General features: G+C 44.9%; 15 protein-coding genes and 1 riboswitch. Of the genes, 7 read left to right on the top strand and 8 right to left on the bottom strand.

The genetic code is table 11. The features are described 5' to 3' along the window. Window positions 1-18: 18 nt before the first annotated feature. Genes ACFQ2J_RS12005 through pxpB form a run of 3 tightly spaced genes read right to left on the bottom strand, consistent with a single transcriptional unit; the run spans window position 19 to window position 2,519 of the window. Window positions 19-789, bottom strand: a complete 771-nt coding sequence (locus ACFQ2J_RS12005; RefSeq protein ID WP_386060570.1) for a LamB/YcsF family protein — start codon at window positions 787-789, stop codon at window positions 19-21. Between the two features lie 12 nt (window positions 790-801). Next, the gene (locus tag ACFQ2J_RS12000; protein ID WP_386060568.1) at window positions 802-1,803 is read right to left on the bottom strand and encodes a 5-oxoprolinase subunit C family protein; all 1,002 of its coding nucleotides are present in this window, start codon (window positions 1,801-1,803) and stop codon (window positions 802-804) included. Continuing rightward, window positions 1,800-2,519: a 5-oxoprolinase subunit PxpB gene (gene pxpB / locus ACFQ2J_RS11995; protein ID WP_386060566.1), complete on the bottom strand. Its 720-nt coding sequence runs from the start codon at window positions 2,517-2,519 to the stop codon at window positions 1,800-1,802. Before pxpB ends, ACFQ2J_RS12000 begins: the two co-directional genes overlap by 4 nt. Window positions 2,520-2,795: 276 nt before the next feature. On the opposite strand from pxpB, the gene ACFQ2J_RS11990 reads away from it, so the two are divergent. Further along, window positions 2,796-3,986, top strand: a complete 1,191-nt coding sequence (locus tag ACFQ2J_RS11990; protein ID WP_386060564.1) for an MFS transporter — start codon at window positions 2,796-2,798, stop codon at window positions 3,984-3,986. A 213-nt stretch (window positions 3,987-4,199) separates the two neighbouring features. Here the strand turns inward: ACFQ2J_RS11990 and ACFQ2J_RS11985 are convergent, their stop codons facing one another. Continuing rightward, window positions 4,200-5,549 (bottom strand): alkaline phosphatase, encoded by a 1,350-nt coding sequence (locus tag ACFQ2J_RS11985; RefSeq protein WP_386060561.1) that lies wholly within the window; start codon window positions 5,547-5,549, stop codon window positions 4,200-4,202. A gap of 196 nt (window positions 5,550-5,745) precedes the next feature. Between ACFQ2J_RS11985 and ACFQ2J_RS11980 the strand changes: the two genes are divergently transcribed. Further along, window positions 5,746-7,080 (top strand): MFS transporter, encoded by a 1,335-nt coding sequence (locus ACFQ2J_RS11980; protein ID WP_386060558.1) that lies wholly within the window; start codon window positions 5,746-5,748, stop codon window positions 7,078-7,080. 264 nt (window positions 7,081-7,344) lie between these two features. Further along, window positions 7,345-8,100 (top strand): SDR family oxidoreductase, encoded by a 756-nt coding sequence (locus tag ACFQ2J_RS11975; RefSeq protein ID WP_386060555.1) that lies wholly within the window; start codon window positions 7,345-7,347, stop codon window positions 8,098-8,100. 43 nt (window positions 8,101-8,143) lie between these two features. Here ACFQ2J_RS11975 and ACFQ2J_RS11970 read toward each other — a convergent pair whose 3' ends face one another. Then, window positions 8,144-9,037: an NAD-dependent epimerase/dehydratase family protein gene (locus ACFQ2J_RS11970; RefSeq protein ID WP_386060552.1), complete on the bottom strand. Its 894-nt coding sequence runs from the start codon at window positions 9,035-9,037 to the stop codon at window positions 8,144-8,146. 216 nt (window positions 9,038-9,253) lie between these two features. On the opposite strand from ACFQ2J_RS11970, the gene trhO reads away from it, so the two are divergent. Both trhO and ACFQ2J_RS11960 read left to right on the top strand, forming a co-directional pair. Then, complete coding sequence (trhO, locus tag ACFQ2J_RS11965; RefSeq protein ID WP_386060549.1) at window positions 9,254-10,222, top strand: oxygen-dependent tRNA uridine(34) hydroxylase TrhO; 969 nt, start codon at window positions 9,254-9,256, stop codon at window positions 10,220-10,222. A 36-nt stretch (window positions 10,223-10,258) separates the two neighbouring features. Next, entirely contained in the window at window positions 10,259-11,692 is a 1,434-nt protein-coding gene (locus ACFQ2J_RS11960) for an amidase (protein WP_386060546.1), read from the top strand. Between the two features lie 30 nt (window positions 11,693-11,722). Here ACFQ2J_RS11960 and argH read toward each other — a convergent pair whose 3' ends face one another. Next, window positions 11,723-13,129: an argininosuccinate lyase gene (gene argH, locus ACFQ2J_RS11955; protein ID WP_386060543.1), complete on the bottom strand. Its 1,407-nt coding sequence runs from the start codon at window positions 13,127-13,129 to the stop codon at window positions 11,723-11,725. Next, window positions 13,126-14,382, bottom strand: coding sequence for an argininosuccinate synthase (locus ACFQ2J_RS11950; RefSeq protein ID WP_386060540.1), 1,257 nt, complete (start codon window positions 14,380-14,382; stop codon window positions 13,126-13,128). The genes argH and ACFQ2J_RS11950 overlap by 4 nt, the downstream gene beginning before the upstream one ends. Before the next feature lie 349 nt (window positions 14,383-14,731). On the opposite strand from ACFQ2J_RS11950, the gene ACFQ2J_RS11945 reads away from it, so the two are divergent. Continuing rightward, window positions 14,732-15,661 carry a manganese-dependent inorganic pyrophosphatase gene (locus tag ACFQ2J_RS11945; protein ID WP_386060537.1) on the top strand — a complete coding sequence of 310 codons (930 nt, stop codon included), beginning with the start codon at window positions 14,732-14,734 and terminating at the stop codon, window positions 15,659-15,661. 43 nt (window positions 15,662-15,704) lie between these two features. Here ACFQ2J_RS11945 and ACFQ2J_RS11940 read toward each other — a convergent pair whose 3' ends face one another. Next, the gene (locus tag ACFQ2J_RS11940) at window positions 15,705-16,175 is read right to left on the bottom strand and encodes an acyl-CoA thioesterase (protein WP_386060534.1); all 471 of its coding nucleotides are present in this window, start codon (window positions 16,173-16,175) and stop codon (window positions 15,705-15,707) included. Window positions 16,176-16,317: 142 nt separating this feature from the next. Further along, a riboswitch (cobalamin riboswitch) is annotated at window positions 16,318-16,499 on the bottom strand. A gap of 201 nt (window positions 16,500-16,700) precedes the next feature. On the opposite strand from ACFQ2J_RS11940, the gene ACFQ2J_RS11935 reads away from it, so the two are divergent. Next, window positions 16,701-17,594 (top strand): AraC family transcriptional regulator, encoded by an 894-nt coding sequence (locus ACFQ2J_RS11935; RefSeq protein ID WP_386060531.1) that lies wholly within the window; start codon window positions 16,701-16,703, stop codon window positions 17,592-17,594. Window positions 17,595-17,608: the final 14 nt, after the last annotated feature.

The following is a 17,608-nucleotide window of genomic DNA, read 5'->3' as shown; positions in this document are numbered from 1 at the left end:
GATGTTTCTCCCTTCGACTTATTCAAGGAAATCTGCTATTTTCGTCAATTCAATGTTCGCGTCTTTCAACGCTTGTGTAATATAGGATGCGAAATCCAAAGCACTTTCACCATCACCATGGATACAAATCGTATGTGCTTCAATGTCGATATCCACTCCTTGCAGCGTGTGGACCTTTTGTTCTTTTACCATCCGGATCACTTGCTCCACGGCTTTACCGTGATCGGTAATCAATGCATTCGCTTCTCTTCTGGAAGTCAATGATCCATCCTGCTGATAGGTGCGGTCGGAAAACACTTCACTTGCAGTGCGAAGACCCGCTTCTTTCCCAGCTTTTACGAGTTCCCCTCCAGCTAGACCGAACAGGACTAGACGATCGTCAACATCCGCTACAGCTTCAGCAATAGCAGCCGACAGTTCTGCGTCTTTGGCAGCCATGTTATACAATGCCCCATGAGGCTTTACATGCTGCAGCTTTCCACCTTCTGCCTGAGCAAATCCTTGCAATGCTCCGATTTGGTAGACAACCATATCATATGCTTCCTGTGGTGTAATACTCATCGGGCGCCGTCCAAACCCCACAAGGTCAGGCAACCCAGGATGCGCCCCAAGAGCGACGCCTTTTGCTATTGCTGTCTTTACCGTTTCTCTCATGATAGAAGGATCCCCCGCATGAAAGCCGCACGCAATATTTGCAGATGTTACATAATCGAGGATTTCTGTATCTTTCCCTAAGGTATAAGAGCCGAAGCTTTCCCCCATGTCACAGTTAAGGTCAACTTTGTACATCCTTTTCTCCTCCTAACAGAATTTATATTTGATACCCGTCTTCAGGTATTGGATATTCCGTTCTCTTTCCAGATAAAGGCGTTGAGCCTCTTCCAGAGAGATCAATGTGAATGTGATGCTTTCTCCAGGCTTCGTCTGGGCGATTTTCGGCAGATCTACAGTGGCAATTTGAGCGATTTTAGGATAACCGCCGGTCGTTTGACGATCCGCCAATAGAATGATCGGATTACCTTCCGCCGGAACCTGGATGGTACCGAAAGCGACAGCTTCAGAGATCATATCTTCTTTATCATTCATTTGCAGCGTCTGACCCGTCAGTCTGTACCCCATCCGATCAGACTTTGTATCCACCTTGAAAGAGGATGCTTCCAGATCCTGTTGGCTTTCAGTCGTGAATCGGTCATATTCTCGCCCTTTCACAATTCTGATGGGTTCCTCAGGCTGGACGACCGGCACGAATTCAGTAGCTACATACCAATCCATCGCTGAAAAGTTTTGTTCATTAGATGTTTCCCGCAGTTCAGCGATCATAAATTCGGCTTGTTCTGAAGGGGCAAGAAAGGAGATGACGTCCTCTTTTTCCAATTGCCTGCCTTTATAGCCTCCGATTCCTGCTCTTAGGTAAGTGGATGCACTTCCCATAACTTCAGGCACATCATAGCCACCAGCAACAGCCAAATAGGACCTGCAGCCATGTTTGATCTGACCAAATCTTAATTCGCTTCCTCGTTTGATGAAAATCGGTCTCCACATACCTACTGGAACTCCGTCGATCATTGGAGTAAGGTCTGCGCCACAAATGGAAATCAAGGCGTCTTCCTGAAACTCGAGCACAGGCCCCATGATCGTGATTTCCATCGTTGAGGCGTTCTCTTCATTCCCTACAAGCAAATTGGCAATCCGATGTGCTTCAGGATCCATCACTCCACTCGCGATCACCCCGTGCTTCTGGTTCCCATATCTTCCTAAATCCTGAATCGATGTAAGGAGGCCGGACTTCATCACTTTCATCATGACTCTTCCTCCTTCAACGTTCTGTATTCTTCTTCTGTAATCGATTCAAAAATGACCTTATCACCTGCTTTTAACAAGGAAGGTGTCTCGGCATCAGGCCGGAAAAGCTTCAATGGCGTTCTTCCGATCAATTGCCAGCCTCCAGGTGTCTCGATTGGATACACTCCAGTCTGTTTACCTGCGATTCCCACCGAACCTTCTGGTATAGCAAGACGGGGATCATCTTTTCTCGGGGTGGCGATTGTTTCATCCATGCCTCCTATATAAGGAAACCCTGGCGCAAACCCGATCATATAGACTAGGTAATCTCCATTCATGTGACGTTCGATGACCTCTTGTTCAGATAATCCGTTTTCATCAGCGACAATCTTCAAGTCCGGTCCGAGGTCCCCTCCATAGCAGACAGGAATCTTCACGGTCCGCGGCTCAGAGTGTTCATTTTCTTTAAGCTCCATCAGCATCGTTTTCAACTGGTCAACTACCCAGTCATAAGGAAGCATTGGTGAATCTTCCGTAATATACGTGCATATTTTCAAAGGTTCGTAGAAGACGGTAACGGTTGTGAATGCAGGTACGTATTCCACCATCCACTCGGGATTCTCGTGATCAAGATAATTGGTAACCTGCTTTACACGTTCATGCGCATCCAAGCTGATCGTGTCTGCAAGTTCAATCACAATTGCCTGATCACCCAAAGGGTTCAGCTTTGCCTCCAAGATGATTCCTCCCTATTTGATATAACGCTTTCATAATTATTGTTTTCTATATAACCAAGCATATTTTATGCTAAACTAATTCGTTGCACCTTTCAAACGGACATTTGTCATTTTGTGATAAACAGCTTATCTTTCATACATATTGAGTCGATTCTACTAAGCCGTATCCCTTTCCATTGATCTATTTTTGTGCTATATATTTAGGGTATCGAAATAAATTAGAAAAGAAGTGATGTTTCTATCGTTTCTCAAACACAACGAACGAAACGCAACTTGATGATCATGTGGTTCGCGAATTTCTTCATTGCAGGTAGTATCACCATGGTACTTCCTTTTTTGTCGTTATATATAGAAAGCTTTGGAGATTTCTCTGAAAAATATGTCCAAAACTGGTCCGGATGGATTTTCGGGATCACCTTCGTCACCGCCTTCTTATTTTCTCCAATCTGGGGGAAAATCGGGGATCGGTACGGGCGCAAGAAAATATTGATCATTTCTGCTACAGGGCTTGGCTTATCCGTATTTCTGATGGGGTTTGCCACTTCCGTATGGCAGTTGTTTTTCCTAAGGATGTTCATGGGAATCTTTACCGGATTCATCCCGATGTCCCAGGCGCTCATTTCAACTCAGACACCTAAAAAGGTAGCTGGCCGTGTGCTAGGCACCCTCCAGACCGGCAGTATCACCGGCAGTCTGATGGGACCGATGCTAGGAGGATTCATTGCTGATCGGATCGGGTATGCGACAACGTTCCAATGGACCTCGATCACGATTGGCCTTTCCGCAATCATCGTAGCGATCGGCATCAAGGAATTCCAGATCAAAGACGAGGAAGATACGGATAAACGTAAGTACACCACCAAAGAAGTACTGCAGTTAATTGTCAGAAACCCGCTGTTACTGATGGTGATGATGGTATCTTTATTTGTACAAATCGCCCATTTCAGCATTCAGCCAATTTTATCCTTATATGTAGGAGAGATCCATGGACCTGAGAATCTGGCACTCTTCTCGGGGATCGCTTTTTCAGCAGCCGGATTAGGCAATCTGATGATGGCTCGACGCTGGGGAAGACTTGCAGATCGAGTAGGATATATCCCTATCCTGGTGCTGCTTTTGTTCATGGCTGGAATCGTCTATTTTCCAGGGGCATTCGTTACCTCGATTTGGCAGCTGGTCATCCTCCGGTTCCTGCTAGGTGTATCCATCGGTGGAATCATACCTGTAAGGACCGCATTCATCCGTCAGGAAGCGCCGATTTCTGTCCAAGGGGAAGTGCTCGGCTATAATACAAGCATCCGCTTTTTAGGGAACATGATCGGACCTGCATTGGGCGGCTTGCTGTCAGGGTACTTCGGGTTCTCTTCCGTGTTCTTTGTAACAAGCACGCTGCTTGTACTCAGTGGTGTCGCCATGCTTCTAACGATGCGGCAACACCAGCATGCAGAAGCAGAAAGCACTGCATAATGAAGCAATTAAAGAAAAAAGAAAGGCTGCCTTCCGTGGAGGCAGCCTTTCTTATCTATACATTAAAAGGGGGGTCATTTCAGTTACATATGATTGTAACTGTCTCTATTATGACAAAAGATTGTTAAAGAGAGATAAAGCGCGAGTGACAATTTCGCAACAAAATGTGGGAATTGTGTAAAACAAGCTGCACGATCCACACACCAACATACCCTATTTCAGTAATTCAAAAATGTTTTTGGCGAGATCCGTATTATCCTTATGCCCGGCAAACATTTCTTTATGCGGTCCATAAGCATAGACTGGAACATCGACTCCCGTATGTCCGTCTGTTGTGAAGCCTGCTCGGGCCCTCTTATTGAATATATCAGCAATTACTGATTGGACATCTTCTTCATCAGCAGCTTTAATCTCCTGAATTTCACCCTTTGTAAATTCTGCATCCACATATTCATTCAAGACAGCTTCAACATTTTTTCCACCATTAATTTCTTCAGCCAGAAACTCAGGTGTACGCTCTGTCTGCTTGATGATTTCAGGATTGAAGACGTATGGTCCTCCACTCCCGATAGTCAATCCACCAGTAGAATGATCAGCTGTGGTCACTACTAAGGTATGCTTGTCTTTTTTGGCAAAATCGATGGCTGCCTGGAATGCTTTTTCAAAGTCTTCCATTTCACTCATAGCACCAACGACATCATTATCATGTCCCGCCCAATCGATTTGACTACCTTCTACCATAAGGAAGAAACCATCTTTGTCCTTGTTCAGACGATCAATCGCTGATGTAGTCATTTCACTCAACGAAGGAATCTCGTTTGTACGATCCTTCATTTTAGGCAGCCCGACCGGTGCAAATAAACCAAGCACTTGTTCATTCTCGTCCTTCAAAAGTTCCTCTCGATCCGTTACATAGCTGTAACCGTCCTGTTCGAACTCTTTTGCGAGATTACGATCTTCTCTCTCGAAGTAATCTGTTCCACCACCAAGGATGACATCGACTTTATGTTCACCATTGATCATCTCATCGTAGTAATCATCTGCGATTTCGTTATAGTTTTTTCGACTCTTATCATGAGCACCAAATGCCGCAGGAGTTGCATGATTGATTTGGGATGTAGCAACGAGTCCAGTTGACTTGCCGTTTTCTTTTGCCTGCTCCAATACCGTTTTCACTTCTGATTCATCATTATCAACTGCGATGGCTCCGTTATATGTTTTTATTCCTGCTGCCATAGACGTTGCTGCTGCTGCAGAATCCGTAATATTCTCTTCAGGATCATCTGCATGAGTAGATTGCATGCCTACTAGATAAGGATCAAATGCTGTATTCTCCATTTGCTCTGTCTTTGGATCATCTTTCAAATAGCGATATGCCGTGGTATAGGATGGTCCCATCCCATCGCCAATTAGTACAATAACATTCTTGATCTTTCCTTGGTTTGGGCTATCTGATGGCTGATTACCTTGGGCATTCGCACCCAAACCACCTCCACCAACAATGCTTCCGACTGTCAAAGTAGATACTAGTGCAAGTGTTGCTAGCTTTTTCTTATGCTTCATCTTCCTTACCTCCTGTATCATTCTTTCACAGCCATTATGAAGAGGATTTGTTAATAGAATGTGAATCTAGTATAGATATTCGATTACACTTTCGTGACGAACAGGTATCGGAGCTGAATGTTCAGAAGTTGTTGGTTCTGCTCCACTTGTGTTAAACTCTTTCGGGTATCTAAATTGTTCACAAGGAGGGGAGTCCATGAATCAGACACCTCATTTCAAAGTCATCTTAATTCTAAGTACAGCAGTGTGGCTTGTCGTCATGAATACGACCATGTTCAACATCGCGCTGCCAGACATATTACAGGACTTCTCCATCACACCAAGCCAAGGTGCTTGGATTGTATCTGGATATTCGATTGTCCTTGCTATTTTCACCATCACTTATACAAGGCTGTCCGACTACATGCCAATTCGGACGCTTTTGATTATAGGAATATCCATCTTTGGACTGTCATCCATTCTCGGATTCTTTGCTGATAGTTTCCTAACCTTACTGTTTGCAAGACTGTTGCAGGCGACAGGGTCAGCGGCTATTCCTGGACTGTCTTTCGTCTATGCCGGCCGTTACATCCCGTTTGAACGCCGCGGAAGGTCGATGGCGCTGATCGCCTCTGCTTCCTCGCTCGGTTTCGGATTAGGACCGGTTGTCGGTGGCGGAATCACAGATTACCTCGATTGGAATTATTTATTCATCGTTACACTGATGGTCGTGCTGGTCATTCCGTTACTATTGAAAATCATGCCTGGGGAAGAAATCAGAAAAGGAAGATTTGATGTTCTCGGCGCAATTTTGACAGGAGTAACCATCACTTCTTTCCTGCTGTTCATTTCTACTTTCACCTGGTATTACTTGACTGCAGGTATCCTTACTGGGTTCTTATTATGGCTGCGATTGAATCGTTCAGACGTTCCATTCATCCAGCCGGACTTGTTAAGGAACAAGTATTTTCGCAGGGTGCTCTTTATCAGTTTCCTTGGATTCGCGACGCACTTTGCCATCCTGTTCCTGATGCCGATCATGCTTCAGCAAGTGTTTGATAAAGGCGCCTCTGCCATCGGGCTGATCATCTTCCCCGGTGCGATGGTGTCGGCCATTGCTGCTGTCTTTGTCGGCCGATTGATCGACCGTTATGGAAATATGAAAGTGTTGGCGATGGCTCACGGGTTGCTGATCATTTCCACGTTGATTTTCTATTTCCTATCACCGATCAACGAATATATGATTATGATCGCCTATATGTTCACTAGCTTCGGTTTTTCAAGTCTATCGACTAGCACGACGAATGAAGTTTCTCGTATTCTTCCTGAAGAGCAGATCGGTTCTGGAATCGGAATGAAGCAACAGACGCATTTCATAGGAAGCGCATCTGGTTCTGTCCTTGCCGGTATTTTGCTTGAAATCAATGAAGCCCCTTATCAGGCTGGTGCTTTCGCCATCCCGTTCGGAGCTTTGATTGGGTTGATGGGACTTTCCTTCCTTCTCTTTCTCTACTATTGGCGTTTCGCGCCTGCGGGCATTGAGGGAAAGTGATGGATGAGGTATGATGAAAACAGAAGAGATGTTTGGAAGGAGAATCACAGCTCTAATGTGGAATACTTTGTAAGGATAAAGAAAATTCATAGCCTACTAGTTCCTGAACAAGGGGAGTAGTCTGCTAATTTCTAATCTTACAAGGGACTGCTGGACAGGTGTCATGAATTCTCGTCAGGCAGGCACCTTTGGGTGCCTGCCTTTTTATTATGCATCTCTTAATGACCCTTTCCTCCACCCTATACTTATAGGAGGAAACAGATAATGAATGAAAACAATAAAAAAATTGCCCTGGTCACTGGTGTCAGCTGTGACAGGGATATGGGCACTGCATTCTGTCGCCAATTAGCATCGCAGGGATTTCACATATTATTTACACAGTGGCAGGCGGAAGCTGCTTGGAAACAAACCTTCCAATCTGAGATCACAGAACAAGGCGTACGGTGTGAAGGAATTGAAATCGATTTATCTTCCGATGATGCAGCACTTCGATTGCTTGATTGGGGACAAAAGACGATTGGTCTTCCTACCGTTTTAGTTAATAATGCTGCATACTCTACAAGTGGAAGCTATTCCACGCTCGATGGAAAAATACTCGATGCTCATTATGCTGTCAACATGAGAACAACATTCATGTTGTGTGTGGAGTTTGCTCGACGTTTAGAAAACAGCGAAATAGCAACTGGAAGAATCATCAACATCACTTCCGGCCAGGAGCTGGGACCGATGCCAGGTGAATTGGCATACGTAGCAACAAAAGGAGCGATTTCCGCATTCACCAAGTCGCTCTCTGCGGAAGTGGCACACCTTGGTATCACAGTTAATGCCATAAACCCAGGTCCGACAGATACGACTTGGATGGATGAAGAAATAAGGAATTACCTTCGACCAAAGTTTGGGATGGGCCGGATCGGTGAGCCAGAAGATGCGGCTCGATTGGTCGGTTTTCTTGCCAGTGAAGATGCCAGGTGGATCACCGGTCAGGTCATCCACTCCGAGGGAGGGTTTTTACGAAGTTAAATGAATAGACCAGTCTGCAGCAACCGTGCAGGCTGGTCTTTCTTTAGGATCGAAAGTAATCGATCGTTTGTTCAATTCCTTCTTTGACGGTAAAAAACGGCTCCCATCCTAAATACTCCTCTGCTCTAGCATTTTCATAGAAGGCTCTGTCCACGTCTTCCTCCCGCGCTTTTGCATAAACCGGGTGGATCGTTTTGCCAAAGTGGGTGGCTACCATTGCATAAATCGTATTGATATCCGTTTCGATATTCGTACTGATATTGAAGATTCCGCTTGGTGAATCCAGCGCTGCCACATTCGCTCGTGCAACATCTTCCACATGGATGAAGTCCCTTGTCTGTGCACCATCCCCATAAATGATCGGTGCCTGGCTTTCGAAAAGCTGATCGATGAACTGGTTGATCACACCTTTCCCGCCAGGACCATACACATTGGCGTACCGTAAAATCGAGTACTCCAATCCCCATAGCTGGCAGAAGTACTTAGTGAAATGTTCAGACGTCATAGTGGAGATGGCTTGCGCAGTAAAAGGAGATAATTGAACATTTTCCATCACCGGCAAATCTTTTTTATTCCCATACACATTTACTGAGGAAGCATAGACAAATCGTTTTATGTTCAGTTTATGAGCAAGTGTCAACATCTGGATGGTTCCGCTGATGCTCTCTTCAATTTCTTTTTCAGGGTCATCCTCCGCTACTTCCCTTTCCGTTTGGGCAGCTAAATGAATCATGGCAGAGAAAGATTCCCCGCAAAGTTTGTCATACAAATCATCTTCGAGAATATCCGCCTCCAATACTTTCACTGACGAAGGCAACTCTCCTCTCTCGCTTTCCTTAACGCGATCGATCACCGTAACCTGTGCACCTCTTGTCAATAACGCCTGCACCGTATGGAAGCCTATGAACCCCGCACCACCAGTAACCAGTACGTTCATGTAAAACCCTCCTGCCTATCCAATCTCTGATGTGGAAAATCTTTGATTTCCTGCTGAAAATTGCTTTGCAATCGGTATATCACACACGTGAGGGGGTATGATATAATCAGTTGAGATTGGAACGAATGATACTTGAATTTTCTTCTAAATATAGGTATGATTAAGGGTGGACATTTATGTGTGCCCATTTATATATGTGAAACAGGAGGTTTATCGATGAGTAACAAAGACTATCGTGTATTACTTTATTATAAATATGTCGATTTGCCTGATCATGAAACTTTCGCACAAGAACACTTGGCTTACTGTAAAGAGCTGGGGCTTAAAGGTAGAATCATTGTTGCGCCGGAAGGAATCAACGGAACCGTTTCCGGTACAGTAGAACAGACTGAAACGTACATGAAGGACATGCACGCGGATGAACGTTTTGCTGGAATGCATTTTAAAATAGATGAAGTGGAAGGTCATACTTTCCGTAAAATGCACTGCCGCCCGAAACCTGAATTGGTGAACTGGAGCCTCGAAGACGATGATATCGATCCGAAAACCTTCGGCGGTAAACACTTGAAGCCAAAAGAATTCTACGAAATGTTGCAAGATGAGGATACCATCGTGATTGATGGACGAAATGAATATGAGTACCGTATCGGTCACTTCCGCAATGCGATTAAGCCTGACGTAGAAACATCCCGTGAATTCCCTGAGTGGATTGCAGAGAACGCTGACAAATGGAAGGATAAGAAAGTCCTTACCTACTGTACTGGCGGAATCCGCTGTGAAAAGCTGACAGGAATTCTCATGAAGAACGGAGTCGAAGACGTGTATCAGCTGGAAGGCGGAATCACGACGTATTCCAAGGATCCAGAAGTACAAGGTCGTCTGTTTGATGGGAAAATGTATGTGTTCGACGGACGTATTTCCGTACCTGTCAACCGTACAGAAGAGGATGTTGTCATCGCCGAATGCGAGCACTGCGGAAAACAAGAAGATCGCATGATCAACTGCAGCAACCCAATCTGTAACCGTCAATATGTATGCTGTGAAGAGTGTGAGAAAGAACACCACGCAGCCTGCACGACGGAATGTCTGGAACATCCAGAGAACCGTTGGGACGTGGACTTGGAGCGTCAAGTTGACAAATATGATCGAATTGAAAACAATAATAACGAAAAAGCTGGATTATAAATATCCAGCTTTTTTCTATATCAAAGGAGTGGAAGTATGGATACGTTGCAACGGGAACTGAATCAGATTGACGGAATTGCACAAAAGGAACTGGTTGATGCAAAGAAAATCTCCCAAGCTGAACTGACTACTCACTATATCAAACAGATCGAGCGCTGGAATCCTAAGTTGAATGCAGTGGTACATACGATGTTCGATGAAGCGTTGGAATATGCGGAAAAAGGTATCAATGAAACCTCCACTTTTTCTGGAATGCCTTTTCTGATCAAAGACCTGAATGCAGTCAAAGGTCATCCGACCACTTCCGGCTCCAAGATGATGCGTGGACATATCTCCCCCCAGGATGATGGATTCGTCCAAAGATATCGGAGTGCAGGTCTCAACTTTTTAGGAAAAACAAATACACCTGAATTCGGTTTTCTGCCGACTACCGAATCCAGTTTTCTCGGAATTGCCAAAAACCCATGGAATCAAGACCTTTCTCCAGGCGGTTCCAGTGGCGGCGCAGGTGCTGCCGTAGCAGCTGGAATGATTCCGTTCGCTCATGGAAGTGATGGTGGAGGTTCGATCCGCATCCCGGCTTCCAGCTGTGGTGTCTTCGGGTTCAAACCATCTCGCGGACAAGTTCCCTACTCTCCATATATGAATAACTACGGGGTGAATCATGCACTGACAAGATCGGTACGTGACAGTGCAGCACTTTTGGATATCGTCAGAGGAAAGGGCTTTGGTGAAATCTACCCATCCCTCCCACAAAGCGAAAGCATGACGGCAGCTGCTGAGCGAACCCCTGGTAAGTTGAAGATCGGCATCACACCAGATTGGGACGGCCGTGTAAAGGTACCAGAGGAAATTCACGCCTCCATCAAACATACTGCAAAATTATTGGAGGAGCTTGGTCATGAGGTGGAAATCGCCTCACCTTCCTTTGATTTTGATGCAATGGCAGATTATTTCGTAAAAATCTGGATGGTTGGCGGATCTGTCGTTATCAAACATATGGCAGCTATGCAGGGTGTTCATCCTGGTGAGGACAATTTGGAAACCTTGACCCACCGAGTATTCCTGGAAGGTCAGCAATTTTCTGCTACCGATTATGAAGAGGCAAAAGTGCTGTCTGAATTTGAAGCGAAAAAGTTCCATGCTTTCCACCAAAAGTACGATATTCTAGTTACACCAGTGCTGAACCGTCTCCCTGTCGCACATGGAGAACTTGCACAAAAACACGAACCGAAGATTGACATGATGTATAACTTCACTGATTATTGCAGCTTTACTCCAATCGCCAATATGACGGGACAGCCAGCGATGAGCATGCCGCTATGTTGGACTGCAGACAATGTGCCGGTCGGGGTGCAATTTACAGGAAGGCTCGGAGAGGATGCACTTTTATACCAGCTTGCTTCCCAAATCGAACAAGCACAGCCCTGGTTCCATCGTTATCAGCAGCTTCAATCCAATTTTGCATAAAAATGCAGGGAGGCCGACTCCCTGCATTTTTTATTTCGATTGTTTTTGTTGCAACCATTGGATACTGGCTTGAATCTTTTTCTCAGCGTCAAAAAGCTGCTGCATTACCTGAGCGTATGCGGTACCCCCTTGTACATTCCTGGCTTCAACCACCTGCTCAGGTGCCAGAAGGTGATACACGTCGTCATCGACAGCTTCAGAAAACTTCCTGAATTCCTGCAGGGACAGGTCCAGCAGGTAAAACCCTTTTTCAATACAATAGAGTACCGTTTCACCAACGATTGCATGAGCTTCCCTGAATGGCACCCCTTTTCCTACTAGATAATCAGCAAGATCGGTAGCGTTTGAGAAGTCCTCTGTCACCGCCTGGCGCATTACACCTTCCTTGACTTCCATCGTCTCAATCATTGGAGCAAATAACGCCAAAGCGCCAGAAAGGGTTTCAGCGGTATCAAACATCCCCTCTTTATCTTCCTGCATATCTTTATTGTATGCGAGCGGAAGTGCTTTCAAGGTGGTGAGCATTCCGATAAGGTTGCCGTACACACGACCTGTTTTCCCCCGCACTAACTCTGCTACATCTGGATTCTTCTTTTGAGGCATCATACTGCTGCCGGTAGTGAATGCATCATCCAGCTCAATGAATTGAAACTCCTGGCTCGACCATAAGACGAGTTCTTCACACAGTCGAGAAAGGTGCGTAATGATCAGCGAGCCATTCGATAAAAATTCAACTACAAAATCACGATCACTGACTGCATCGAGGCTATTTTCACAAAGTCCCTCAAACCCAAGCAGCTCTGCTACTCTGTCTCTGTCGATCGGAAACGTAGTTCCAGCAAGCGCACCGGCTCCAAGAGGTAGTTGATTGATACGCTTCCAGCTATCCTGAAGCCGTTCGATATCCCTTTGGAGCATGGCGACATAGGCGAGCATATGGTGAGAAAAAAGGATCGGCTGTGCACGTTGCAGATGCGTGTACCCCGGAAATACGACTTTGGTATTTTGAATTGCCTGGTTGATCAACGCTTGTTGGACGTGAACGAGGCCATCAACTAAATCAGCGACTTGATCTCTTGCATACATCCGCATATCAAGCGCTACCTGGTCATTTCTGCTTCTACCTGTGTGAAGCTTTCCGCTCAACGGACCGATTTCTTCTTTAAGCAAGCTTTCAATGTTCATATGGATGTCTTCATGGGAGACATTCCAGGTCACCTCTCCAGCAAGAATTTTTTGTTGGACCTTATTCAATCCTTCCACGATTTCGTCAGCTTCATGATCGGTCAGGATACCACACTCGCCGAGCATCGTGACATGAGCAATACTTCCTTCAATATCATAAGAGGCAAGCTTATGATCGAACCCGATGGAGGCAGTATATTCTTCCATCAGGGCATTCGTTTCCTTCGTGAATCTTCCTCCCCAAAGCTTCATACTTTGATCGCTTCCTTCACATCTACCTTCACCTTCTGCATAGCTGAGCCAGCCTGCTCCTCTTTATTTACGGAAGCATGAACTTTCGTCGGAAGTCCCCAGAGCTTGATAAAACCAAGTGCTGCTTCGTGATCAAACGCATCCTCTTTTTTATACGTTGCCAAATCGAAGTCATAGAGCGATTGAGCTGATTGGCGACCGATCACCTGGGCATTTCCTTTATAAAGCTTCACTTTCACCACCCCCGAGACATGCTCCTGTGTCTGTGCGATGAACGCCTGCAATGCTTTTGTCAAAGGTGAATACCATAACCCTTCATACACTACCTGCGAAAATTTCTGTTCGACGAGCGGCTTGAACTGTGCTACTTCACGAGGTAACGTAAGTGCCTCCAATTCCTGATGAGCAGCAATTAATGTAACCGCTGCAGGGCATTCATAAATTTCACGTGATTTGATCCCGACGAGACGATTTTCAACGTGGTCGATTCTTCCAACTCCATGCTTCCCTGCTATCTTGTTCAACTTTAAGATGAGGTGGTCGAAAGCCAGCGCTTCTCCGTTCAGCGCTGTAGGCTTGCCCTTTGCGAATTCGATTTCCACTACTTCCGGTTCGTCGGGTGCATCCATCGGATCGGCGGTAAGTTCGTATGCATCCGCAGGTGCCTCCTGCCAAGGATCCTCCAGAATTCCACACTCGTTACTTCTTCCCCACATGTTCTGGTCGATGCTGTACGGATTATCGACGTCAATCGGAATTGGAATGTTATGCTGCTTGGCGTATTCAATCTCCTCTTCCCTCGACATCGCCCATTCGCGGACAGGTGCTACGATCTGAAGCTCCGGGTTCAATGCCGTAATGGCTACATCGAATCTCACTTGGTCATTACCTTTCCCCGTACAACCATGAGCGACAGCAACCGCACCTTCCTGTTGGGCAATCTCCACCAGCACTTTTGCAATTAAAGGTCGGGAGAGAGCAGAAACTAGTGGGTACTTTCCTTCGTATAATAGATTGGACTGCAAGGCAGGCAGTAGGAATTCATCTGCAAATGCCTCCTGCGCATCTACGACATAGGACTTGATGGCCCCGACATCGAGCGCTTTTTGTTTAACAAAATCAAGGTCTTTCCCTTCCCCTACATCCAGCGCTACCGCAATGACATCGTACTCATACTTTTCCTGAAGCCATTTAACTGCAACGGAGGTATCCAACCCTCCGGAATATGCCAAAACAACTTTCTGCTTCTCCATGCGAATCTCCCCTTTGATGTGAATGTTATGAATTATTATGCAATATTAAGTATATTAATTCAAGTGGTTTTTTGAAAAAAGTACTTCGGGCTAGTTTAATAGGAGGCTAAAATCTGTTTTCGCTCACATTTTTGGATTTCCGCCCATATATTCAGATTTTCGCTCATAAATTCGGATTTCCGCTCACAAAACCCCTGGTTTCGCCCACAAATTCAAAATTTCGCTCATAAAGCATTTAGCCCACTGAAGAGAGATTGGAGATATCCGTTGCAAAAAGACTTACAATGATTGAAATTCACCGGTAAAATCATTAAACTCAAGATGAGTTCATAAAAAAGGAGAATCGTTCATGGAAAAAAGACTAGTATTCGGTCATAAGAGCCCAGATACAGATACGGTTTGTTCTGCACTTGTGTATGCAGACTTGAAAAAGAAACTTGGAGAAGATTTTGAAGCTGTCCGCCTTGGTACAGTCAACGAAGAAACAAAATTCGCGTTGGATTACTTCGGTGTAGAAGCACCACGCCAAGTAGAGACAGTTTCAAACGAAGTAAATGAGGTTGCACTTGTTGACCATAACGAACCACAGCAAAGTGTGGATGACTTGAAAGATGTCCGCATTGTGGAGGTTGTCGATCACCACCGCATCTCAAACTTTGAATCTGCAGAGCCGCTTTACTTCCGCGTCGAGCCGGTCGGATGTACCGCTACGATTCTAAGAAAAATGTACAAAGAAAATGGTGTGGAAATCGAAAAGTCCATCGCAGGCTTAATGCTTTCCTGTATCATTTCCGATACACTGCTGCTTAAATCTCCGACATGTACACAGGAGGATATCGATACAGCAAAAGAACTTAGCGAGATTGCAGGCGTTGATCTTGATGCATATGGGTTGGACATGCTTAAAGCGGGTGCCAATACGAAAGACACTTCCGCGGCTGACCTTATTTCCCTTGATGCGAAAGAGTTCCCGATGGGCGATGCAAAAGTGGAAATCGCGCAGGTGAACGTTGTCGATACAGAAGAAGTTCTTGCACGGAAAGAAGAACTTAAAGATGCCATGACTTCCAAAATCGACGACAAAGGTCTGAACCTTTTCGTACTTGCAATCACAGACATTTTGAAAAACGATTCCACTGTCTTGGCACTAGGTAAAAACACAGAGAAAGTAGAAGAAGCGTTCAATACGACGCTTCAGGATGATGTAGCTGTTCTTGAGGGTGTCGTTTCCCGTAAGAAACAAATCGTACCACCACTGACAAATGCATTTAAAGGTTAAAGTTGAAAGCCTCGTCAAATGACGAGGCTTTTGTTCTTACTATTCACTTTAGCGCCGGGCGCTTTTGCCTATGCATTTTTCTAGAAGGAGCTGTATCATACAACCTCTTTTCTTCATCTGTTTCAGGAATGATAGAAGGTACAGGTTTTGGTTTCCCTAGTTCATCCACAGCGACCATCGTCAAGAAAGACTCTGTTGTGACCACTTTCTTCCCTTGCAGTAGATCATCCGCATGCACTTTTACATAGACCTCCATGGAAGTGCGACCTGTCCTAGTGACAAAAGCTTCCAAAGTCAATGCATCGCCTACTTTTGCTGAGGAAAGAAAATCTACAGAGTCAATAGACGCTGTGACTACCACACTATTGGAGTGTTTCATCGCAGTCAAAGCAGCAATTTCATCGATGTAGGCCAACACCTTCCCTCCGAAAATCGTATCCAGATGATTCGTATCTGGTGGTAATACCAGTCTTGTTTGTTTCATTTTTGAATGACTTACTGTCAATGGCTTCATTTAAATCGAATCCTTTCCTTGTAAAATAAAAAAAACACCTTCGTTAAGAAGATGCATCAGAAAAAAATCATTCTATTCAAGGGATCACCATCGATTTTGTACAATGAAGTTTCACGTAACACCCTCCTATCTCCCGTAGGAATTCATGCCCTTCCCTATGGCAGGTCTCCTGGCTCAGAATCATCAGCACATAACCCTTCCCGTATATCTACAGTGGTATATTTATGTACCTTCTCTTTACAGTGGCGGGACCGCGTTGGATTTTCACCAACTTCCCTTTTCAGCTTCATTAAGAATGAAGCCACCATAAGGCATATTCAATTGTAAAAGGAGAAACGAGTCCCCCTGGATTCACTATCGCCTATCCTTTATTATCTGTCAATTCCTTTTAGATATAGAAACATAAGAGTTTCCGATAAATCTAGATTATTATTAGGTATGTAAGTTACATTTAAAGTAGCAAAAATGGTTAAGAACCCTCTGCTGATTACTGCTATTGTAAAGATAAGGTAGGTGGACGCAACAATGGAATATGTGCACTGTATTAAACGAACGCTTGATTATATTGAGGAAAACCTGCAAGAACCTCTCACTTTAGAGCAACTGGCTGAAGTAGCTCAATTCTCGCCTTTTCATTTCCACAGGGTTTTTCAAGCCATGGTTGGGGAATCCGTAATGGATTATGTAAGGAAAAGAAGAATTACTCAGGCAGCAGAGCGGCTCTTTTACTCGAATGATAAAGTGATCGATATTGCATTTGACGTTGGATTTCAATACCACGAATCCTTCAACAGAGCGTTCAAGAAATACTATGGGGTTTCACCTAAAAGCTACCGAAACGCACAACAACTTAGTGGTCCACTGCGAGGCAAAGCCTACCTACCTGCAAATCTAGAATCAGGAGGGTTTACAATGGAACCGAAAATGATTACGAAACCTGCTTTCCACCTTATCGGCTATGGTCTGAAGACAAAAAATCAGGATGGACAAAACAACCAGGACATCCCTGAGTTCTGGCAGCAGTACATCAACAATCAGCTAGGGTTGAACATTCCTAAACCTTTGAACAAAAATGTGGAGTTGGGTGTGTGTACAGATTTCTCCCCGGAAACCGGTGAATTTGTATATGTCATCGGAATGGAAGTGAAAGAAGGCACAGATACACCTGAAGGTATGGTCTATAAGAGTTTTCCGGAATTGGATTATGCGGTCTTCACCACCCCGGAAGCAGATGAGGAGTCCTTCCCTTCTACCATTCAATCTACTTGGAATTACATTTTCACCGAATGGTTCCCACAATCAAGCTATGAGCATCGTGGAACTTTGGATTTCGAGTTATATGATGAAAGGTGTTATGGTACAGAAAATAAACAGATGGACATTTACATCCCCATCCAACCCAGTATTAAAAAAGCGTAACACAAATAGAGTAA

The organism is Thalassobacillus hwangdonensis (assembly GCF_042675915.1).
Taxonomy (GTDB): Bacteria; Bacillota; Bacilli; order Bacillales; family Halobacillaceae; genus Thalassobacillus_A; species Thalassobacillus_A hwangdonensis.
The sequence above is the reverse complement of the archived record's forward strand: the minus strand, read 5'-3'. Positions and strand labels throughout refer to the sequence as shown.